This is a genomic window from Candidatus Nealsonbacteria bacterium, from assembly GCA_019923605.1.
In the GTDB taxonomy this organism is placed as follows: Bacteria; Patescibacteriota; Minisyncoccia; order Minisyncoccales; family CSSED10-335; genus JAHXGM01.
The window spans coordinates 30,314-51,731 of record JAHXGM010000002.1; the positions used below are offsets into that span (position 1 = coordinate 30,314).

General features: G+C 32.4%; 18 protein-coding genes. 15 read left to right on the plus strand and 3 right to left on the minus strand.

Annotation, left to right across the window (positions count from 1 at the left end):
• Nucleotide 1 precedes the first annotated feature (1 nt).
• Entirely contained in the window at nt 2–193 is a 192-nt protein-coding gene (locus KY054_00665) for a helix-turn-helix domain-containing protein (protein ID MBZ1356270.1), read from the minus strand.
• 187 nt (nt 194–380) lie between these two features.
• On the opposite strand from KY054_00665, the gene uvrB reads away from it, so the two are divergent.
• The 14 genes from uvrB (at nt 381) to KY054_00735 (ending at nt 16,647) form a co-directional block, all read left to right on the plus strand.
• The gene (uvrB, locus tag KY054_00670; protein ID MBZ1356271.1) at nt 381–2,198 is read left to right on the plus strand and encodes an excinuclease ABC subunit UvrB; all 1,818 of its coding nucleotides are present in this window, start codon (nt 381–383) and stop codon (nt 2,196–2,198) included.
• The gene (uvrA, locus tag KY054_00675) at nt 2,195–4,675 is read left to right on the plus strand and encodes an excinuclease ABC subunit UvrA (GenBank protein MBZ1356272.1); all 2,481 of its coding nucleotides are present in this window, start codon (nt 2,195–2,197) and stop codon (nt 4,673–4,675) included. Before uvrB ends, uvrA begins: the two co-directional genes overlap by 4 nt.
• Nucleotides 4,672–5,814 carry a GIY-YIG nuclease family protein gene (locus KY054_00680; protein MBZ1356273.1) on the plus strand — a complete coding sequence of 381 codons (1,143 nt, stop codon included), beginning with the start codon at nt 4,672–4,674 and terminating at the stop codon, nt 5,812–5,814. The genes uvrA and KY054_00680 overlap by 4 nt, the downstream gene beginning before the upstream one ends.
• Before the next feature lie 194 nt (nt 5,815–6,008).
• Entirely contained in the window at nt 6,009–7,286 is a 1,278-nt protein-coding gene (gene xseA / locus KY054_00685) for an exodeoxyribonuclease VII large subunit (GenBank protein MBZ1356274.1), read from the plus strand.
• Nucleotides 7,287–7,288: 2 nt separating this feature from the next.
• The gene (locus KY054_00690; GenBank protein ID MBZ1356275.1) at nt 7,289–7,510 is read left to right on the plus strand and encodes an exodeoxyribonuclease VII small subunit; all 222 of its coding nucleotides are present in this window, start codon (nt 7,289–7,291) and stop codon (nt 7,508–7,510) included.
• A gap of 2 nt (nt 7,511–7,512) precedes the next feature.
• Nucleotides 7,513–8,895, plus strand: a complete 1,383-nt coding sequence (locus tag KY054_00695; protein ID MBZ1356276.1) for a hypothetical protein — start codon at nt 7,513–7,515, stop codon at nt 8,893–8,895.
• A 2-nt stretch (nt 8,896–8,897) separates the two neighbouring features.
• A complete protein-coding gene (obgE, locus tag KY054_00700) occupies nt 8,898–9,878 on the plus strand; it encodes a GTPase ObgE (protein ID MBZ1356277.1) in 981 nt (326 codons plus the stop codon).
• Nucleotides 9,865–12,642, plus strand: coding sequence for a UvrD-helicase domain-containing protein (locus KY054_00705; protein MBZ1356278.1), 2,778 nt, complete (start codon nt 9,865–9,867; stop codon nt 12,640–12,642). The genes obgE and KY054_00705 overlap by 14 nt, the downstream gene beginning before the upstream one ends.
• Nucleotides 12,643–12,680: 38 nt before the next feature.
• Nucleotides 12,681–13,439: a hypothetical protein gene (locus KY054_00710; GenBank protein MBZ1356279.1), complete on the plus strand. Its 759-nt coding sequence runs from the start codon at nt 12,681–12,683 to the stop codon at nt 13,437–13,439.
• Between the two features lie 59 nt (nt 13,440–13,498).
• Complete coding sequence (locus KY054_00715; GenBank protein ID MBZ1356280.1) at nt 13,499–13,753, plus strand: hypothetical protein; 255 nt, start codon at nt 13,499–13,501, stop codon at nt 13,751–13,753.
• Between the two features lie 40 nt (nt 13,754–13,793).
• Complete coding sequence (locus KY054_00720) at nt 13,794–14,081, plus strand: hypothetical protein (protein ID MBZ1356281.1); 288 nt, start codon at nt 13,794–13,796, stop codon at nt 14,079–14,081.
• 310 nt (nt 14,082–14,391) lie between these two features.
• Complete coding sequence (locus KY054_00725) at nt 14,392–14,964, plus strand: PH domain-containing protein (protein ID MBZ1356282.1); 573 nt, start codon at nt 14,392–14,394, stop codon at nt 14,962–14,964.
• Nucleotides 14,965–15,159: 195 nt separating this feature from the next.
• Nucleotides 15,160–15,843 (plus strand): phosphopantetheine adenylyltransferase, encoded by a 684-nt coding sequence (locus KY054_00730; GenBank protein ID MBZ1356283.1) that lies wholly within the window; start codon nt 15,160–15,162, stop codon nt 15,841–15,843.
• 12 nt (nt 15,844–15,855) lie between these two features.
• Nucleotides 15,856–16,647 carry a hypothetical protein gene (locus KY054_00735; GenBank protein MBZ1356284.1) on the plus strand — a complete coding sequence of 264 codons (792 nt, stop codon included), beginning with the start codon at nt 15,856–15,858 and terminating at the stop codon, nt 16,645–16,647.
• 4 nt (nt 16,648–16,651) lie between these two features.
• Here KY054_00735 and KY054_00740 read toward each other — a convergent pair whose 3' ends face one another.
• Nucleotides 16,652–18,160 (minus strand): RelA/SpoT family protein, encoded by a 1,509-nt coding sequence (locus KY054_00740; GenBank protein ID MBZ1356285.1) that lies wholly within the window; start codon nt 18,158–18,160, stop codon nt 16,652–16,654.
• 308 nt (nt 18,161–18,468) lie between these two features.
• Between KY054_00740 and KY054_00745 the strand changes: the two genes are divergently transcribed.
• A complete protein-coding gene (locus KY054_00745) occupies nt 18,469–19,092 on the plus strand; it encodes a histidine phosphatase family protein (protein MBZ1356286.1) in 624 nt (207 codons plus the stop codon).
• Between the two features lie 86 nt (nt 19,093–19,178).
• Here the strand turns inward: KY054_00745 and thrS are convergent, their stop codons facing one another.
• On the minus strand, nt 19,179–20,936 hold the full coding sequence (gene thrS / locus KY054_00750; GenBank protein ID MBZ1356287.1) for a threonine--tRNA ligase: 1,758 nt from the start codon (nt 20,934–20,936) through the stop codon (nt 19,179–19,181).
• Nucleotides 20,937–21,418 lie beyond the last annotated feature (482 nt).

Here is a 21,418-nt window from a genome sequence, read left to right on the forward strand (position 1 = left end):
TTTAATATGAGGTTTTTGAATCTTGAGAAGGATAGTAGAGATCCTGACGTTTTTTCATTCCTCGTTTTTGTTCTTTCCAGATGGTCGTTCTTCCTTTTCTTAAAAGCTTTGCTATTTCCTTCTTCTTTGTCTTGGTTCTTAGCAGAACAGATAGCTGATTTTTCTGTTCTAGTGTAAAATGTTTGTAGGACATGTTGTTTGTTGGTTAATTAATGATGTCTCATTAATTATTTTACCCGAAAACACATGCTCTTTTAATTTATTTTGATGTTTCACTTCGGAGTAGAATGTACCAGAGATTGATTTTTCGGTATAATAGGGTATAGTATATAAAAGTTTCAAATGAACCCCCCGTAGTAGATAAATCGGGGAGATTTTTTATGTTTAAATTAGTATCAAAATTTAATCCTGCAGGTGATCAGCCTAAAACTATTAAGGCCTTGAATAAAGGTTTAGAAAAAAATTATAGATTCCAGACTCTTTTGGGTGTGACTGGATCAGGAAAGACATTTGTAGTTTCGAATATAATTTCTAATTTTCAAAAACCAACCTTGGTCATTGCTCCGAACAAAGTTTTGGCAGCACAGCTTTATAGGGAATATAAGTCTTTTTTCCCAAACAATAAAGTTTGCTACTTTGTTTCTTATTACGATTACTATCAACCAGAAGCCTACATTCCTTCTAGTGATACTTATATTGGAAAAGAATCAATGATTAATGAAGATATTGATAGATTAAGACATGATACGACATCTTCTCTTATGACGCGAAAAGACGTAATCGTTGTAGCTTCAGTTTCTTGTATATATAACTTGGGAGTACCAGTTAATTATTTTAGCTCAGCAATCTATTTAGAAAAGGGAAAAATTATAACCAGGAGTGATTTAATTTCTGAGTTAATAAAAATAAACTTTACAAGAACCAATGTAGATCTAAAGAGGGGTGACTTTAGATTGAGAGGTGATACTTTTGAAATAAGACCAGCTTCTGGAGAAGTGCTTTATAAGGTTATCTTAAAAGATCAAAAAATTGAAGAATTATCAGTAATAGATGAAATGACTAGAAAAGTACTATATGACCTAAACGAGGCCGTTATTTTTCCTCCTAAGCATTTTATTTCTAGTGAGCCAGAAACAGAGGAAGCAATTAAAAATATAGAAAGTGAACTTAAAGAAAGGGTTGATTTCTTGAAAGAGAAAGGAAAGTGGTTAGAAGCTGAAAGGTTAGATAAAAAGGCAAGAAATGATTTAGCTATGATGAAAATAGTTGGTTATTGCCATGGAATAGAAAACTATTCAAGACATTTAACCGGTAAGCTTCCGGGAGAACCACCAGAGTCATTGCTTTCATATTTTCCTTACAAAGACGGAAAACCGGATTTTTTAACCGTAATAGATGAATCACATATTGCAGTTCCACAAATAAGGGGAATGTATGAGGGAGATAAAGCTAGAAAGAAGACTTTAATTGAGCATGGTTTTAGGCTTCCGTCTGCATTAGATAATCGACCACTTAGATTCGACGAATTTCTTAAAAGAGTTGGTCCGGTAATATTTACCTCTGCAACTCCATCATCTTTTGAGGTAAGTAATTCAGAACAAGTTGTCGAACAAATCATAAGACCAACCTTTTTGGTTGACCCTGAGATTGAGATAAGATCAGTTTTTGATGTTAAAAACAATAAGAGTCAGATTGATGATTTAGTTTCAGAAGCCCAAAAAATGACTGAAGGGAGAATAATTGTTAATACTTTAACTAAGAAGATGGCTGAAGAATTAAATGAATTCTTAAACAACAAAGGTATTAAATCTAACTTCATGCATTCAGAAACTAAAACGTTAGAGCGAGCAAAAATTTTAACTGAATTCAGAAGGGGAACTTTCAATGTTTTAGTTGGAGTTAACTTACTACGAGAAGGGTTAGATCTTCCCGAAGTTTCTTTAGTCTTTATTCTAGACGGAGATAGGGAAGGATTTCTAAGAAGTAGGACCAGCTTGATTCAGTTAATGGGTAGAGCAGCTAGAAACTTAGACGGTAAAGTTATAATTTATGCAGATTCTATAACCGGTTCAATAAAAGAGGGTATTGATGAAGCAAAAAGAAGAAGGAAAATTCAACTGGAATATAATAAGAAGAATAATACAAAACCTACGGGTATTCAAAAAGATATTATATCATTTATAGATTTAGAAAAATGAAAGAAATAAAAATAAAGGGCGCAAGAACCCATAATTTAAAAAATATCAGCATTAATATACCAAAAGATAAGTTAGTTGTTTTTACTGGTGTTTCTGGTAGTGGTAAGTCTAGTCTAGCTTTTGATACTATCTTTGCTGAGGGGCAACGAAGGTATGTGGACTCACTTTCTCCCTATGCTCGGCAATTTATGGGTCAGATGGATAGGCCTGATGTTGATAGTATAGAAGGGTTATCCCCTGCCATTGCAATTAATCAAAAGGCTCTTTCTCATAATCCTCGATCAATAGTTGCAACTTTGACTGAGATATATGACTACATGAGAGTTCTTTGGGCCCGAATTGGTCAAGCATATTGTCCACTTTGTTCTAGGGAAATAAAAAAACTTACAATAGATGAAATATTCTCAATTATTATTGATAAGGCCAATGAGTTAAAAGTTGATCATATTACCATTCTTTCGCCTGTTGTAAGAGGAAGAAAGGGAGAATATTATCAATTGCTTTATGATTTTCTTCATAAGGGTTTTTCAAAAGCTCGAATCGATGGTGAAATGAAGTCTCTTCATGAAAGAGTGGTTTTATCGAGATATAAAACTCATGACATCGAAATAGTAATTGATCAGCTTTTATCTGATGAAAAAACCAGATTATTTGAAGCCTTAGAACAAGCATTAAATTATAGTGATGGATTAGTTAATATAATTTTTGGAGAAACAGAAAATGAACTATTACTTTCTTCTCGTTGGGCTTGTGCTCATGATGGGTTTTCTTTCGGTGAGATAGAGCCTCGTCTTTTTTCATTTAATAGTCCTTATGGTGCATGTGGAACTTGTCATGGAATTGGAAAAGAGAGTTTCTTCGCCGAAGAACCTTGTCCTTCATGTAATGGAAAAAGATTAAAAGATGAAGCTCTTTCTATCAAAATTAGAGGTCATAACATTTGGGATGTTGCGTCCTTAAGTATCGAGAAAGCAAGCGAATTGTTTTTATCCTTAGAACCTCTCTTAAATGAAAAAGAGAAAAAAGTTTCTGCAGGATTGGTAGTGGAAATATCATCGCGCTTAGAATTCTTACTTGAAGTGGGTCTTGATTATATATGCCTTAACCAGGAAGCGTCTACTCTTTCAAGGGGTGAAGCACAAAGAATTAGGCTTGCTAGTCAGATCGGATCAAAACTTTCCGGAACTTTGTATGTATTAGATGAGCCGACCATTGGTCTTCATGAAAGAGATAATGAGAAATTGATACAAACTCTAAAGAATTTAAGAAATCTTGGTAATACTGTAATAGTCGTTGAACACGACGAGCAAGTCATTAGAGCATCCGATTATTTAATTGACTTAGGTCCTGGAGCCGGTATCCAGGGAGGAAAAGTAATAGTCGCTGGGGATACTAATAAATTAATAAAAGATAAAACTAACAAATCTTTAACTTTAGATTATCTTAGGGGAGAAAAAGATATTGGAACACCTGGAAAGAGAACTAAAAGAACAGAGAGTCTTAAGATTATAGGTGCGCGATTGAATAATTTGAAAAATGTTGATGTAGAGATACCATTAAGAAAGCTGGTTGCAATCAGTGGAGTTTCGGGTGGAGGAAAATCTAGTCTTTTAGAGGTTATATATAAAAATACAAATAATATGCTCCATGGGTTTAAAGATTCACTTGAAGATGTCTCAAGGGTTTTAGGGACCGAATATATTAATCGGGTGGTTGAGGTTGATCAAAGCCCAATTGGGCGAACTCCTCGATCTAATCCAGCAACTTACACAGGTCTTTTTACGCCAATTAGAGAGCTTTTTTCTAACCTTGAGGACTCAAGGAGGCGAGGGTACAACAAGAGTCATTTTTCTTTCAATGTAAAAGGTGGAAGGTGTGAAGCTTGTACTGGAGCTGGTTTTAATTTAATAGAAATGCATTTCTTGCCTCCAATTCTTGTTAGGTGTGAAGTTTGTAAGGGGAAGAGGTTTAATAGGGAAGTTTTAGAAGTAAAATATAATGATAAGAATATTTCTGATATTCTTAATATGAGTGTTGATGAAGCCTTAGATTTCTTCAAAGACATTTATTCAGTGGTTGAAAAGCTTAAGGTCTTAGAAGATATTGGATTAGGATACATTAAATTGGGTCAAAATGCTCCCACTCTTTCAGGAGGAGAGGCTCAGCGAGTAAAGCTTGCAAAGGAACTTTCAAATGCTTCAATAAAAACAGTTTATCTTTTAGATGAACCAACTACCGGGCTTCATTATCATGACATTAATCTTTTACTTAAAATAATTCAAAGACTTATTGATCGGGGAAATACCGTAGTTGTTATTGAGCATAATCTTCATTTAATAAGGTCATGTGATTGGGTAATTGATCTTGGGCCGGGAGGTGGAGAAAATGGTGGCAAGATAGTAGCTACCGGAACTCCTAAAGAAATATCTAATAATAAGAATTCGTTCACTGGAAAATTTTTAAAGAAAGTAATGTGAGAAAAATATTTGATGATATAAGAAAAGCTCCTAATAGTCCTGGCATATATGTCTTTCAGGATAAGAAAGGCGTTCCTTTGTATGTGGGAAGATCGGTTAATTTAAGAGAAAGACTAAAGAGCTACTTAAATCCAATCGATCCCAGAATTAAGGCTCTAAGAGATGAGAGCTATGATCTTAAGGTAGTAACCTATGAGACTATCCTAGAAACATTCATTGAAGAGGCTAGTTTAATCAAGAAATGTCAACCAAAGTACAACATTAAAGAAAAAGACGATAGGTCTTTTATTTACATATCAATTCCCAAAGAAAATTGGAGTTACCCAAGACTGATTAGGGGTAGATTAATTTTTAAAAATGACGGAGAAGTTTTCGGACCTTTTAGAAGTCTTCGAATTGCAAAATCAATACTTCTTATTTTAAGAAAAGTTTTTCCTTATAGTTCATGTAAGTTGGATTTAGGTAAGCCTTGTTTTCATCGTCAAATCGATCTCTGTCCAGGTAAGTGTACCGGAGAAATAACTAAAAACGAATACAATAGAATTATTAAATATTTAAGACTTTTTCTTGGTGGAGAGAAAGAGAAGTCAGTAAGATTTTTAAAAAAATATTATCCGAAAAGATTTCAGATATTAGAAATGATTGATGATTCTTTATTAATAGTAAATGAAGATAATTTGCCCTATTGGCCAAAGAAGATGAGAATAGAGGGTTATGATATATCTCATTTCGCAGGCAAAGAAACAGTTGGATCTATGGTAGTATTCAAAGATGGAGAGCCAGATAAAAAAGAGTATCGTCTTTTTAAAATAAGGGGTGATTTTCATGGTGATGATATCGGAGCCCTTAGGGAAGTTTTTGAAAGAAGAATTAAGCATTCTGAATGGAAAATGCCAGATCTTATTTTAGTTGATGGAGGAAAGGCTCAAGTTAATGTTTTTGATAAAATTCTTTTAGAGAATAAGATTAAAATACCAGTTTTAGGTATTGCAAAAAATAGTGGAGATAAACTGGTGTTGGGCAAATACTTAAAAGAAAACAATACTTCATTAGAAACACTAATCTTGATAAGAGATGAAGCACATAGGTTTTCTAACTCCCTTCGTAAGAAGATTTATAAAAAAAAGATGCTTAGATAACGATTTGATTTTATTGATATTTAAGTTATAATTCCTTGGGTAATAAGAACAGATAGGTCTTGTGAAGGTCATAGTGGGGGATATTTTTCATACAAACTAAGCTGAAATATGATTTTAGTTTTGACATTCTTTCATTTTAAAGAAAAATATTGGAAGGCAGTTTTTTATGTAATATTAAAAGCAATAAAGAAATTATGATAGATGATGATAAAAAACTTTTTGAGAATCCGATATCAATCTCAAATTACATAGATCTTCTCAATCAGGTCCTCAAGAAAATGAGGGTTAAACTTATTGGAGAGGTAACCCAATTAAAATTTCACATCCCAAGTGGACATGTTTATTTCACTCTTAAAGATAAGGATAATGGCAGTATTATTAATTGTGTTATTTGGAAATCAGTCTATCAAATGTGCGGAGTCAAGTTAAAGGAAGGAATGGAGGTGGTTATTTTAGGAAGCGCTGACATCTATCCTGTAAGGGGATCTCTTACGTTTAAGGCAGAAACTGTAGAGCTAGTTGGAGAGGGGGCTCTTAAGAAAGCCTATGACGAGTTAAAGAAAAAACTATCCGAAGAAGGTATTTTTGATTTAGAGAAGAAAAGGCCAATACCTGAATATCCTCAAAAAATAGGGGTAATAACTTCAATTCACGGAGGTACGGTTATTCATGATTTTACTAGTAATTTAGGAAAATTCGGTTTTAAAATAAAAGCGATGAATTCAAAAGTTGAGGGACAGGAGGCAGTGAAGGAGCTCATTAATTGCATAAGATCATTTAAGAAAAAAGATATAGATGTTTTAGTTATTATAAGAGGTGGGGGATCACTAGAATCACTAATGGCCTTTGATAACGAAATGTTAGTTCGAGAAATAAGTTCTTTTCCTGTTCCGGTGATTGCAGGAATAGGTCATCATAAAGACGTGACACTATCTTCACTGGCTGCTGATGCGATGGAATCAACGCCAACTGCTACTGCTCATATTTTAAATAAATCCTGGGAGAGAGCTATATATAAAGTTGATAGATTTCAAAGCCAGATATTACAATCTTATTCCAACGATTTAATAAAGGGGAATAAAACAATTAATCGATCAACTGATAAAATAATGCAGTTTTTTAGATCAATTTTTGATGACTATAAGAAAATAGAAGAAAAAATTAAGAGAAATGTTTTTAGAATGAAAGATCTAATTATTCAAGAAAGGAGAAATATAGACAATTTCAATTCATCTTTAATTAGAGGTTTCTTGTTTCTTAAAGATAAAACTGATAAGAATATATCTGAGCTAGAAAAGACTGTTAACCATAATAGCCCTGAAAGGCAGTTAAAATTAGGCTATAGTATAGCTAGATTTAATGGATCAATACTAAGAAGCGTTAAAGAATTAAATCTAGGCGACAATATAACTGTTGATTTATTAGATGGATCCATTGATTCAGAGGTTAAAAATAAAAAAGATAAAAAATAATTATGAGTAAAAAAAATATTAACGATAATTTAAAAAAACTATCTGAAATTGCAGAATGGTTTGATAACAGGGATGAAGTTGATGTAGAGGAGGGATTGAAAAAAGTAAAAGATGCAGTAGCTATCATAAAGGAAAGCAAAGAAAGACTAAAAGAGATAGAGAATGAGTTTGAAGAAATAAAAAACAGTATGGATGAAGAATTGCCCGAAGATAGCGACATGTAGTTATGAAAAGATTTCATTTAAATTCACAAAAGGTAAGAAAAATTGCCCCGTTAGTACCTTTTTTCGTGCTAATTTTTTTTGTTTTTGGGATATTAATAAGAGAGATAGACAAGTTTAATAATCTTATAAATCAGAATTTGACGATTGCAGGGCGCTATGAATGGCTAGAAATTTCTATTGCCTCAACTAATACTCCTTATTATTTACCGTTGTTAGACTCTGTAAAAAGAAAGATGATATTTTCTGGAAGTGATTTTCTGGAAGTTCATCTAGAAGATATGGTAACAAGAATTTACCGTAAAGGGGTATTAGAAGAAGAGGTTCCAATAGCAGCTAGAGGTAATTGGAAAAATTGGGGTGGTAGTCCAGCTGGAATTTATCAGGTTTTATCGATGTTTAGACTGGGATTATCTGCTTTGGGTGAAATTTATGTTCCATATGCTATTAAATATTATGGCAATTATTTCCTTCACGGAATTCCCTACCATAAAAATGGAAATGAAATAAATTCTGAATTTTCTGGAGGATCTCTAAGATATCTCAATAATCACGCTTCAACTATCTTTGATTTTTCCTATGAAGGCTTGCCAATCTTAGTTGTTGACAAGGAAAGAGATAGTTTTGAATATTCAGGAATAGAAAGCTTTAGTGTCTTTCCAGAACTATCTGCCCAAAGTTTTTTGATAGCAGATATGGCTTCTGGTTTAGTTCTTGCTGATAATAATTCAGATGAAAGGCTTTCAATCGCTTCAATAACCAAATTGATGACCGCCGTAGTTGTTTCAGAGAATGTTGCTTTAAATAGATCAGTTAGTATCACTGATCAAATGTTAGGAGTTTACGGCTATACTCCAGGGATGAAGGTTGGAGACCGGTTTCGATTAATTGAATTAATATATCCATTATTATGTAGATCATCTAATCAAGTAGCTGAAGCTATGGCTGGTTTTATGGGTCGAGAAAAAACTCTTAATTTAATGAATAAGAAGACTTCATCATTAATGATGAATCATACTCAATTCACTGATCCATCAGGACTAGACAGTGGAAACATATCTACTGCAAAAGACCTTTTCTATTTGGCGCGATATATATACTATAATCGTAATCCGTTGTATCGTATATCTAAAGGGGAGATAGTCCACCCTCTTCAAAGTCATAAATTTGATATTAAGAATAGAAACATCTTTATACACGACCATACTTTTGTGGGTGGTAAGACTGGATTTACAAATGCTGCCGGACAGACAGGTATATTCGTTTTTAGAATGTCTTACAATGGATCGGAAAGAAATATAGTAATGATTTTCTTAAATTCTAAGAGCGTAAGAACTGATACCCAAAGAACTTATCGTTGGTTATTAGATAATAATTTTACGAAATAAAAATGTTAATTGATGATATCACTATTAAAGTAGTTTCAGGAAAGGGTGGCGATGGAATCGCTGTTTTTAGCAAGGAAATGATGACCCTTGGTCCAACTGGTGGTGATGGTGGTGATGGAGGGAGTGTTTATTTCGAAGGAATTCCTGACATAGGAGCATTGAGTAGTTTCCGATTCAAGAAAGATTTTGTTGCAAAATCAGGAAAGAATGGTCAAGAAAATTGTAGAAGTGGACCCAAGGGAGAAGATTTAATGCTTAAAGTTCCTCTAGGTACAGTAATTTATAATCTTGATACTGATGAGAAATACGAAATTGTAAAAATTGGAAAAAGAACACTTGTTGTTAAGGGAGGAAAGGGCGGAAGAGGTAACTTTTCTTTCCGTTCATCAACTAAAACTTCACCTGAAAAATTTACCTATGGAAGAGAGGGAGAAGAAGTTAATATTAGACTTGAGCTTAAATTAATTGCTGATATAGGATTAATAGGTCTTCCCAATGTTGGTAAATCCACTCTTTTAAATGAGCTAACTGGTTCCAAGGCGAAGGTTGCTAATTATAAGTTTACTACATTGGAACCAAATTTAGGTGTTTATTATGATTTGATTTTGGCTGATATTCCTGGACTTATTGAGGGTGCTTCATCTGGAAAGGGACTGGGAATTAAGTTTTTAAAACATATTGAAAGGACAAGGTTTTTATTTCATTTAATATCAGTTGAATCAGATGATCCCGTTAATGATTACAAGACAATAAGAAAGGAGATGGAAAATTATAGTGAAGAATTAGCTAATAAGCCGGAATATATTATTATAAGTAAGTCTGATCTAGTAGAAAAAGAAAAACTGGACGGAATGATTAATAATCTTAAAAAGTTTTCCTCAACTGTTCTACCCATCTCTATATATGATTTTGATAAAATGAAAGAGTTGGAAAAATTACTTAGTAAAATACTAGAAGAGATAAAAGAAAATGCAGCGGAATAAGGATCAAGTAAGAGCCATCAATCATAATGATGGACCAGCTATAGTTATAGCATCAGCAGGAACCGGCAAGACCGCTGCTATAACCTCACGCATAGTAAGAATTATTTCTGACAAAAAGGCCGAGCCAGACCAGGTTCTGGCCCTTACTTTTACTGATAAGGCTGCAAGTGAAATGGAAGAAAGGGTAGAATTAATGCTTCCTCAATCATATGCCTATGCCGATCTTTGGATATCTACATTTCATTCTTTTTGTGATCGAATACTTAGAGATAATGGCCTTAGCATTGGAATACCCGTTGATTATAAAATTATTGAAGGAAGTGCTATATGGATTTTAATAAGAAAAAATATTGATAAGTTTAATTTTGATTACTATAAGTCGTTGGGTAATCCGAGTAAATTTATAAATTCTTTAATTGATCATTTTTCTCGATGCAAGGATCAAGGTATTGGCCCAAAAGAATATCTATCTTTGGCAAAGAAGGTAAAAGAAGACAAAGATAGAGCATTAGAATTAGCAAAGGCTTATGAGACATACCAGAAGATTCTAATAGACAATAATTATTTAGATTTCGGAGATGTTATTAACTACTCAATATTGTTTTTTAAAAAACGCCCCCTTATTCTTAAAAAATATAGAGAACAATTTAAATATATCCTTATTGATGAGTTTCAGGATACTAACTCAGCTCAGTATGAGTTAATAAAGTTATTATCAACCCCAAAGAATAATTTAATGATTTGTCTTGACCCGAATCAATCCATATATCAATGGAGGGGGGCGTCTACACTAAACATTGATAGTTTTAAAAAAGACTACCCGGAATTTAAGGAAATTGTTCTTTCTAAGAATTATCGATCTCTTCAAAATATACTTGATGTAGCTTGTAGGTTTATAGATGGAAAAAAGGGATTATCGGCACATAGGGAGGGAGAGGGCGTAATTGAACATCTACACTTTAAAACTTCGGATCATGAATATAATGGTGTGGTTGGTAAAATAAAAGAGATTAAGGATTCAAATAAAAATCTTAGCTTTAGTGACTTTGCTGTTTTAGCTAGATCTAATAGTGAGGCTAATAAGTTTGCCAGAACTTGTGAAAGATTGGGTATGCCTTATGAATTTCTTTCATCCAAGGGACTATATCAGAAGCCAATCATTTTAGACGTTATTGCATATTTTAATCTTCTTGATAATTATCATGAAAATTCTGCTGTATATCGGTCTCTTAATTTCCCATTCTTAAAAATATCTGGTGAAGAGATTGCCGTTATAACTCGTTATGCTCATAAGAATTCAATATCAGTTTATACATCATTGAAAGAAATAGAGTCAATTCCCGGGATAAGCAAAAAGACGGTTAAGAAGATTCAAAAATTGATGGAATTAATTCTTTATCATACCGAACTATCATTAGATAAGAATATTTCAGAAGTTTTCATTTCCTTTTTACAAAAATCTGAATATCTTAAGTTCTTAGCTAAAAAGGGTGAGAAGGAGGATATTGAATATATCAATCTTTTTTATAATCGAATTAAGAGCTTTGAAGAATCGAGCTTTGATCCGAAATTAAAGAATTTTATGGAAGAATTAAACCTTGAAATAGAATCTGGTGATTCCGGTAAACTAAACCTTTCCCTTGATCTTGATTCTAATGCTGTAAAAATAATGACAGCGCATAAAGCAAAGGGTCTTGAGTTTAGGTACGTTTTTATTATTTCATTGGTAGATAGGAAATTTCCAACTGATCAAAAATCCAACACAATAGAACTAATTGGAGGGATATTAAATGAAGATATTTCCCAAAAAGATATTCATATGCAAGAAGAAAGAAGGTTATTCTATGTTGCTATGACCAGGGCAATGGACGGATTATTTTTTACATCGGCCAATGATTACGGAGGTGTTAAGAATAAAAAGGTGTCTAGGTTTTTAATAGAATTGGGGTATAGCCCCAGCCTTGACACTGGGGTTTCAGGAATTAATTTATCTGTAAAAAAGAAGGTTATTAATAAAGAAAAATACTTTTTACCAGATTACTTTTCTTTCACCCAATTAGCTACTTTTTCTAAATGTCCACTTCAATATAAATTTGCTCACATTCTAAAAATACCATTAGGAGATCGGCCAAATTTTGTTTTTGGTAAATCAATGCATAATTCAATTCATAATCTTGCAGAAGCATTTCTTGAAAAGAAAATCTCCCTCAAGGAGGCCTATCAAATATATGAAAAAAATTGGATTAACGAATGGTACCGTGACCGTAAAGAAAGAGATGATTATTATAAGCTTGGTAAAGATATCATTAAAAATTTCTATAAAGATTTTTCAGAGAACAGACCTAAGATTTTTTTAATAAATAATAAACCGGCTTTCGAGCAGAAATTTTCATTAAAAATAGGCGGTTATTATATAAAGGGAAAGATTGATAGAATAGACGAATTTGAAGACGGCATTGAAGTGATAGATTATAAAACCGGATCTTTTAAAGAAAAATTAACCTTTGAAGAAAAATCTCAATTATTTATATATCAGATTGCGCTTCAAGAGTCTTTGGGAATAAAAGTAAATAAACTTACCTATCATTATCTTAATGAGGGACGTTTATTGTCATTTAAGGCCAAAGATTCTGACTTGGAAAAAACAAGGAATAAGGTTATTGAAAATATAACTAATATTAAAAATAGTAATTTCAATCCTACGCCCGGCTGGAATTGTCGGTTTTGTGATTTTAATAATATCTGTGAATACGCAGTAAAATGATTTTACAATTTTACTAAAAAGTTGTATAAGTTGGTGAAATGAAAAATAATAATATAAATGAAAAAGGATTTACCTTAAAATTTGTTTTAATTTTTATTGCAATATTTATTGTAATGATATTAATTGCTTTTGCTCTTTTAAAGAATAAGAATGATGCCGAGGCTACGGTTATAAATGATTTTTACCAAGAACTTCTTAATGGAGGAGTTGAATTTGATAAATACTTAAGTAATGAATTTATAAGAAGAATAAGTCAGGGAGAAGTTTCTCATAATGAGATATTTTTATGCACATCTGATTTTAAAGAGAATTTTGAATTAAAAGAAATAAAAAAAAGGGATAATTATTTTTCAGTTATTACCAATATACCCAATACTGACATTGAAGTTTATACAATAAAAGAAGATGATAAATGGAAGATAGATGTTATTGCCTGTATAATTAATGGAGGAAATGAAATAGTTAAAACAGATGAATTAAAAGAAACCCATAATGAAGCTGTTGTAGAGGAGGAGATTGCGGTTGAAAAAAAAGAAATCTCTTATTCGGAGAAATTTAAAGTTCCGGTAGAAAGGGCAAAAAAAGACCTTTCTTTACGAACTGGAATTAATGGTAGCGAGATATTGGTGGTAGATGTTCAAGCTGTAGTATTTTCCGATTCAAGCCTTGGAACATCAAAGCCGGGTGAATCTTATTTACAAGTACTTACTCCTGGATATGTTGTGGTTCTCTCTATTAATAATGTTATTTATCAATATCATTTAGATGAATCTATGCTGATATTAATAAATAGTTAGTTGCTATTTTCCCCCTTCCAATGTTGGCCTTTTTATGCTAATCTTTAAATCAAGAAATTATGCTTAAAAAAAAGAAATTATTCGTAATAGTAGGGTTATCCGCACTAATCGTTTTCCTTGCGCTGGGTTTTTTCATTCTTTATTCAAATGATTTAGAAATATTTTCTTCAGGAGAGGATATTAGATTTAAGCCAAGATCTGAGTTAAATGTAGAGGAAATATTGAATAATATGGATTCAATGGAAAAAGAGGAGATTGAAGAGACAATAAAAAATATAGAGAAAGAAATAGATAGATTAAAATCAAGCTTATAGATGATTTAAAGGTCGGTCTAAAAATTAAAAAGAATTAAATATGTCTAAGAAAAATTTAATCATCATCGGAGTTGTAGTTCTTATCTTAGTTATTATCTTTATAGTAATGGCAAGAGCAAGAGGAACAGAAGAAGTTATCCCTGATATTATCGAAAAAGATTTGATTATCGATGAGGAACCTGACTTTGCACCAATTCCATACCCAATGGAAGAGGGTCAAGAGGAACCTGACCTTGCACCAATTCCAGTCCCAATGGAAGGGGGTCAAGAGGAAATAGACCTTGCACCAAGGCCAGTCCCAATGGAAGGGGGTCAGAATAGATTATAGAGATTCCAGTTGAAGAGTAATTATTAAAGCCAAGCTCCCCTCGATAAGAGGGGAGTTTTTTTATTAAACTTGTTTTTATAATACTTATGTAATAGAATTATTATTAATTATATGGTTGGTATAATTTCAATTACTATTTATATCCTTATTGCGACCATCTCTTTGGTGAGTGCAATAACAATATTTTATCATTTCAAGAAATTTAATTTACCGGATGATAAAAATGCTCAACAAATATTGTCTATTTTTAAATGGGGGATAATCTTTTTTCTTTTTGTTAGTTTTGCCTTTTTAATTTTATTTATTATTTATGATTAAATTTAGAGAGGGAGAAAAAATATACGAAGTTAAAAGAAGGCATCCTTTCGTTATTATCAAAAGTCTTTTAATGATCGGATTATTGTTTTTAATTGTTTTGATATTTATGTTTATATTGTTTTTTACTTCTTTTTCTTTTCCAGAATTTTTAACAGATATAGCACCTTTTCTTTTAGAAGTTCAAATTCGTTTTTTGGGACTTTTCGCTTGTTCGCTCATCCTTTTAATCCTTTGGCAAAGTGCCTTTATTTCATTTGCTAATTATTATCTTGATTGTTGGATTATTACAAGTGAAAGAACGATTCACACGGAACTCAAATCTTTTTTTAGTAGAATTATTTCCAGTGTTTCTCACTCTAAAATTCAGGACATTACAATAAACATTAAGGGATTTCTACCAACTATATTGAAATATGGAGATCTTCAAATACAAACTGCCGGTAAATTCCATGAATTTATTTTTAAAGAAATATCAAACCCTTATGAAACTAAGGAAGTAATATATAAAGCCAAAAAAGATATGGAAAAAGGAGGTATTTATACGGAAGAAAACAATAATGTTTAATAATTACTTTGTTTTGATAAAACATATTTATTAATATTTTATGGTGAATATTTTCAACCAAAAGAATATCACTTACTTAGAGTGTATCTTTTATCAGAAAGATAAATATTTTTCTTTCCGAAGAGATAAACCCAAAAAAGTGGAAGCTATGTTGGTGGTAGTAGGTCTTAATTAATAACAAATTAATAATAAAAAATGATATTAACATATATTAATTTCTCGGACAAAGAAGATGCTAAAGATGTTGCAGCGGACCTTGTGGCAAGCGGTTTAGTTTATTCTGTCGATATACTCCCGGCTGAAACTATTTATGCCATAGAGGGCAGGGTAGCAGAAGAAAAATCATACTCTCTTATGTTTTATGCTGAAAAGAATGATTTAAAGAAAATAGACGAATACCTAGATGAAATGACTAAATGTGATTGTTGCTGTGAACCAACAGTAGTCGTGGGTGGAACTTTTGACCACTTTCATAGAGGCCATGAAGAATTACTTAAGACAGCTTTTTCTTTAGGTGATGTTAGTGTAGGACTTACATCTGACAAAATGGCTAAAGAAAGAAAGGGGAGGACAGTAGAGCCTTTTCTAGAAAGAAAAAAGACAATAGAGTCTTTTGCTAAAAATTTCAGAATGCAAGTGGATATTAGGAAAATAGAGGATGAGTTTGGTTTTGCAGTAGATGAGGATTTTGATTATATTGTCGTTTCTAAAGAAACTAAAGATGGAGCAATAAAAATTAACAAAGAGAGAAAGAAAAAAGGTGTAGATCCAATTGAACCTGTGACCGTAAAGCTTCTTTTGGCAGAGGACAAAAAACCAATATCTTCAACTAGAATAGCAAATAAGGAAATTGATAGAGATGGAAAGCTTATTAAATAATTGATTAAAATGATGGAGAATAATCAGGAAAATATAGTTAATATATCAACACCAAAAGATTTAATAATATCAACTTGGGACATTTATAGTAAGAAAATAGGTGTTTTGACTGGAATATTAGCAGTCCCTTTTATCTTGTCATATCTTAGCGGTTATTTTTATGAGATAAATCAAGCACTGGCAGCAATATTGTCGTTTACTTATTTAGTTGCATTCTTTTGGGCACAGGTGGCTATTTTATTTGTGATAATCGATCAAAAGGAGGTGACTTCTTTTCAGGTTGCTGTCCAAAAAGGATGGTCTAAAATATTACCATTCTTTTGGTTATCACTACTAAGCCTGTTTATTATTATTGGTGGTTTTTTTCTTATGATTATCCCCGGAATTATATTTAATGTATGGTTTCTTTTTCCTAGCTTTATTCTTATTATAGAGAATAAAGGAGGAATGGATGCTTTTATGAGGAGTAAACAGTTAGTAACGGGTTATTGGCTAAAGATTTTTGGTAGAACAATATTCCTATTTGCTTTAGTGTTCTTATTTATTTCTCCTATAATCCTCGTTACCATGTTAATCCCATTCATTAATACAGAGATTGTAAGTAACTTAATATCTTCCTTTATTGTAACTCCTATTGTCTTAATATTTTCCTATTTAATTTACAAAGATCTTATTAAAATTAAGCTAGATACCCCAGCGGTAGTTGCAACAACAAAAGATAGGGTAAAATTCTTAACCGTAGGTTTAATCGGCTGGATTATTGGCCTTATAATTATTGTTTCTGTAATAAAGCAGGCAACTTAGGTTATTACTTGGATTCGTAAATAGCAGCTTTTATGTTTTTTTTTGCTGTAGCTGTTTTTATATAATTCAACCATTTTCTACTCGGCTTACTACTTTTCTTGGTAATTATTTCAACGATGTCACCATTCTTAAGCGGGCTATCTAGGGAAACCATTTTCCCATTAACCTTTACTCCTGCAGTATGGTTTCCCACCTCTGAATGGATAGAGTATGCAAAGTCAATTGGACTAGAATCAATTGGTAAGTCAATAACATCTCCTTTGGGAGTAAAAACAAATATTCTTTGTTGAAAGAAATCATCTTTAAGTTCTTCGGTAAGATTTCCTTGTCCCTCTACTATTTTTTGATATTCTACTAATTCTTTTATCCAGGCGGGTACATCATCAAAATTTATCTCTTTGGTTTTTTTATGCTTCTCAAAACCATTTTTAAATGGAAGCAATCTTTTAATCCATAAGAAATTAGATCCTAGTTTATTATTAAGACCGCCCTTATATAAAAGATGTGAAGCAATTCCATACTCAGCTTCTCTGTGCATTTCAGTCGTCTTTATTTGTATTTCTACTACATTGCCATAGCCAGTGAATATGGTTGTATGAAGAGCTTGATAGCCGTTTGGTTTGGGAAAGGCAATATAATCCTTAATTCTACCTGGTAATGGCCTCCAAGTGCCATGTATGACCCCTAGAACTTTATAACAATCCTTAACATCTGGCAGTATTATACATAAAGCGGAGATATCATAAATTTTATCTATATTCCAATCTTTTCTAAGTAATTTATTGTAAAGACTGTAAAGCGTCTTTATCCTGTAATTGACAGTAAATTCAGTAATGCCATTTTTTGCCAACCCCTTTTTTACTGACCTTTGAAACTTGCTTAATTTTTGATCATCTTCTCTACTTTTTTCTCGATAAAGTTCGCTGGTTTTTTTATATTCTTTTGGATAAACAAAAGGGAAAACTCCGTCTTCTAATTCTCTATGCAATTTTCTAATACCCAGTCTGTAGGCAATAGGGACATATATTTCTAATGTTTCTGTCGCTATTCTTGCTCGCTTATAATCGGGGATGTGTTCCAAGGTACTCATATTATGGAGTCTATCAGCTAACTTAATGATAATTACTCTAATATCTTGAGAAACGGCAATAAATAATTTTCTTAAACTTTCATTATGTCTTTTTACACCTCTATACTTTAACTTACCCAGCTTAGTCACTCCTTGGACCAGGAAAAGTATTTCAGCTCCAAACTCTTTTTCAATATCCTCTTCCGTTGCTTTACCATCTTCAATAACATCATGTAATAACCCTGCACATATAGTTACCGGGCTCATTTTAAGATCGGCAAGAATTTTAGCTGTTTCATAAGGATGAAGAAAATACGGCTCTCCAGATAACCTGACCTGTCCTTCATGCATTTTTTTAGAAAAATTAAAAGCTCTTGATATTAAATCAATGTCTTTTTCGAAGAGGGGATTTGTTGAATTAATTATTTCTTTTACGCTTTCCATAAGTCGATTCTATTATAAATAAATGCCATTAACAAGAGTTAGTGTCTTAACAAAATATTAATGCGCTTTGTAATTAATATATTTTCCAATGAAGGCTACGCAAATTTTCTTAAACCCAGACATGTTAAACATATTATTGGACTACTTCTTTTTTTATGATATAAATCAGTATTAATTATAGTGATTAATTAGAGCTTTACCATTTAGGACGTAGTATTTCATGTTATTGCTATATTTATGATTCTATATTTTGGCAGTCTTCCAAGATAGAAAAAAACTTGCTAATATTTTAATACTAATTAAAAAATATGAAGGTATATTTTGCCAGACACGGAGAAACTGGGTTCAATACAAAGAAACTATTCCAAAACAAAGATATTTCTCTTACAGAAAAAGGGGAGTCGCAAGCTAATCTTTTGGCGGATAGGTTTTTAAAGATTCCAATAGATGTAATTCTGTGCAGTACATGCAAAAGGGCAGAACAAACTGCTGAAATTATAAATAAAAAGTTAGACAAGGAGATAGTTTACAGTGATTATCTAGCAGAAAAAAAGTGGCCGGATGAAATAATAGGAAAAGAATTTAGAGGTCCCGAGTATTTGAAATTTAAAGAATTCTTTATAAAGAATTTAAATGATCCGGACTGTCATTATTCAAACGAAGAAAACTTTTTTGATTTTCGTGAAAGAGTTTTTTTGTTTTTCGATTTCTTAGATAAAAGGAGAGAAGAAGATATTTTAGTTGTTTCCCACGGAGGAACAATCAAGATGATAATTTGTTTAATGATGCTTGGAAAAGATTTTGGACCAGATATTTATTTCAAAGTCATTGAGTTCTTTAGGATATATAATACGGGAATTACTCTTTGCGAGAAGAATGAGGAAAACAAATGGCACCTAATGACATGGAACGACCATGCTCACTTGGGCTAGGGGGGAAACCAAGCCTTATTTTCATTGATTGGAAAGTTAGAAAGTGTTAAAAATGTTTAGATATTACCTTTATTGAGACTCTTTTTTTATTGATTCCTTTCCATTTTTTCTTTTATCTCACCAACCAGTTCACCTTCGGTCATTTGTCTGGTATCTTCTTTACCTCTTTCACGAACAGATAGATTGCCTGATTCCATTTCTCGATTACCGATTACTAGGATATAGGGAATTTTCTCTTGAGAGGCTTTCCTTACTTTGTTTCCAACAGTTTCGTTGCCATCATCAACTTCTACCCTTAAATCCTCATTTAATAGCCTGGAGGCCATTTTGCGGGCAAAGTCAGTATGAGTATCGGCAAGGGAAATTACCTTTATTTGAACCGGTGCTAACCAAACAGGAAAAGCTCCTGCATAATGCTCTATTAATATAGTACAAAATCTTTCAAGCGATCCAAATATTGTTCGATGTAACATAATAGGAGTATGCTCATTACCATCAGGGCCAATATATTTCATACCGAATTTAGAAGGAAGATTCATATCAAGCTGGATAGTAGGGCATTGCCATTCACGACCAATTGCATCAAATATCTTTATATCCAAAGCTGGTCCATAAAATTTAGCACCTCCTTCTTCTAACTTGTAATCAATATCCTTTTCTTGAAGTATCTCTTTAATAGTACTTTCGGCAATATCCCAAACATCAGAATCTCCAACATACATCTTTTTGTTGTTCGGGTCTCTAACTGCAAGATAGTATTTAAACTTATCAAAACCGAAGCGACTAAATACATCTATAGTTAATTCAACTGCTTTCCTATACTCTTCCTTGAATTGATCTTTGGTACAAATTATATGAGCGTCATCTTGAGTAAATCCTCTTGGCCTGGCAAGCCCATGTAGTTCACCTGACTTCTCATACCGATAGCAAGTTCCAAGCTCATTCCATTTCAATGGGAGATCTCGATAACTTCTAATCTTTGTCTTATATATCTCAACATGAAAAGGACAACTCATCGGTTTAATGTAATACTTTTCATCAGTTTCTTTGTCTGAAAATGGGGGAAACATAGAATCAGTAAAAAAGTCTAAGTGACCACTTTCTTTCCAAAGAAGATCTTTCCCTATATGTGGAGTGTAGATATAATGATAGCCGTTTTGTCTATGAACTTTTCTCCACCAAGTTTCAAGTATTTCCCTAACTTTAGATAATTTGGGATGCCAAAGAATTAATCCTTGCCCAACCTTATCACTTATACTAAAAAGGTCTAATTCTTTTGAAAGTTTTCTGTGATCTCTTAACTCTGCTTGATGTATCATTTCAAGATGATTGTCAAGGTCTTCTTTACTATCAAAGGCAAGAGCATAGATTCTGGTAAGCATCTTGTTTTTTTCATCTCCTCTCCAGTAAGCTCCCGCAACTTTATTTATCTTAAAAGCGTTAATATTTATATCCTTAGTTGATGATATATGCGGTCCACGGCATAGATCTTCAAAATCACCGGAAGTATAATATGATGCCTTTAGTTCCCCCTCTTTTTTGAGATCTTCAAGTAGCTCTACCTTATAATCTTGTCTGGCCTCTTTTTCTTTTCGGATTGCCTCAATAATATCTATTTCTCTTTTTTCAAATTTTAGATCTTTCTTGATTAACTCTTTCATTTTCTCTTCAATTTTTGAAAGATCTGCTTCGCTAAAAGGTGATTCTCCAAAATCAAAATCATAATAAAAGCCGTTATCTATTGAGGGACCAATAGCTAACTTTACATCGGGCCAAATATCTTTTACTGCTGCCGCCATAATATGTGACAGCGAATGTCTTAAAGTATGTAAATCATTTTTCATATTTTAATATTTAATGTAATAAAAAAATCCGTCTCAACACAGCAATTGTTTGCTGTATCGGGACGGATTCTCTTATCCGCGGTTCCACCCGAATTCCCTCAAATTAAGGGCTCTTCATTTAAAATCTTGTTCGCTTAGTCTTGTTTTATCAAGATTCCGCCTTAACGGTAATATGGTTGGTAGCCATATCAATCACTTCAAAGATTATTATCAGTTTAGGAAAATAGAAACTAAGTGTCAATAGAAAAGGGTTTACATAATTAACATTCGTGCTCAATTTGCAAAAAATATATCCTTGTCAATGCTTTTAAGTATAACGCACCATCTCTTATATATTTTAGAAATAAAAGTAGAAACTTATTCAAGTACAAGAAAAGACAAAATTGACGTTGCCGGATTCAATAAAGTCTAGCATACTCAATTTTAAAAAATTAAGATATAATCTACTTAAGGTAATGTGTATACTCATATTACCTTTTACA

Bases quoted from the DNA above. Each gene is read 5' to 3' on its own strand.
- KY054_00665 (MBZ1356270.1), bottom strand. From the start codon at position 193: ATGTCCTACAAACATTTTACACTAGAACAGAAAAATCAGCTATCTGTT.
- uvrB (MBZ1356271.1), top strand. From the start codon at position 381: ATGTTTAAATTAGTATCAAAATTTAATCCTGCAGGTGATCAGCCTAAA.
- uvrA (MBZ1356272.1), top strand. From the start codon at position 2,195: ATGAAAGAAATAAAAATAAAGGGCGCAAGAACCCATAATTTAAAAAAT.
- xseA (MBZ1356274.1), top strand. From the start codon at position 6,009: ATGATAGATGATGATAAAAAACTTTTTGAGAATCCGATATCAATCTCA.
- KY054_00690 (MBZ1356275.1), top strand. From the start codon at position 7,289: ATGAGTAAAAAAAATATTAACGATAATTTAAAAAAACTATCTGAAATT.
- KY054_00695 (MBZ1356276.1), top strand. From the start codon at position 7,513: ATGAAAAGATTTCATTTAAATTCACAAAAGGTAAGAAAAATTGCCCCG.
- obgE (MBZ1356277.1), top strand. From the start codon at position 8,898: ATGTTAATTGATGATATCACTATTAAAGTAGTTTCAGGAAAGGGTGGC.
- KY054_00705 (MBZ1356278.1), top strand. From the start codon at position 9,865: ATGCAGCGGAATAAGGATCAAGTAAGAGCCATCAATCATAATGATGGA.
- KY054_00710 (MBZ1356279.1), top strand. From the start codon at position 12,681: ATGAAAAATAATAATATAAATGAAAAAGGATTTACCTTAAAATTTGTT.
- KY054_00715 (MBZ1356280.1), top strand. From the start codon at position 13,499: ATGCTTAAAAAAAAGAAATTATTCGTAATAGTAGGGTTATCCGCACTA.
- KY054_00720 (MBZ1356281.1), top strand. From the start codon at position 13,794: ATGTCTAAGAAAAATTTAATCATCATCGGAGTTGTAGTTCTTATCTTA.
- KY054_00725 (MBZ1356282.1), top strand. From the start codon at position 14,392: ATGATTAAATTTAGAGAGGGAGAAAAAATATACGAAGTTAAAAGAAGG.
- KY054_00730 (MBZ1356283.1), top strand. From the start codon at position 15,160: ATGATATTAACATATATTAATTTCTCGGACAAAGAAGATGCTAAAGAT.
- KY054_00735 (MBZ1356284.1), top strand. From the start codon at position 15,856: ATGGAGAATAATCAGGAAAATATAGTTAATATATCAACACCAAAAGAT.
- KY054_00740 (MBZ1356285.1), bottom strand. From the start codon at position 18,160: ATGGAAAGCGTAAAAGAAATAATTAATTCAACAAATCCCCTCTTCGAA.
- KY054_00745 (MBZ1356286.1), top strand. From the start codon at position 18,469: ATGAAGGTATATTTTGCCAGACACGGAGAAACTGGGTTCAATACAAAG.
- thrS (MBZ1356287.1), bottom strand. From the start codon at position 20,936: ATGAAAAATGATTTACATACTTTAAGACATTCGCTGTCACATATTATG.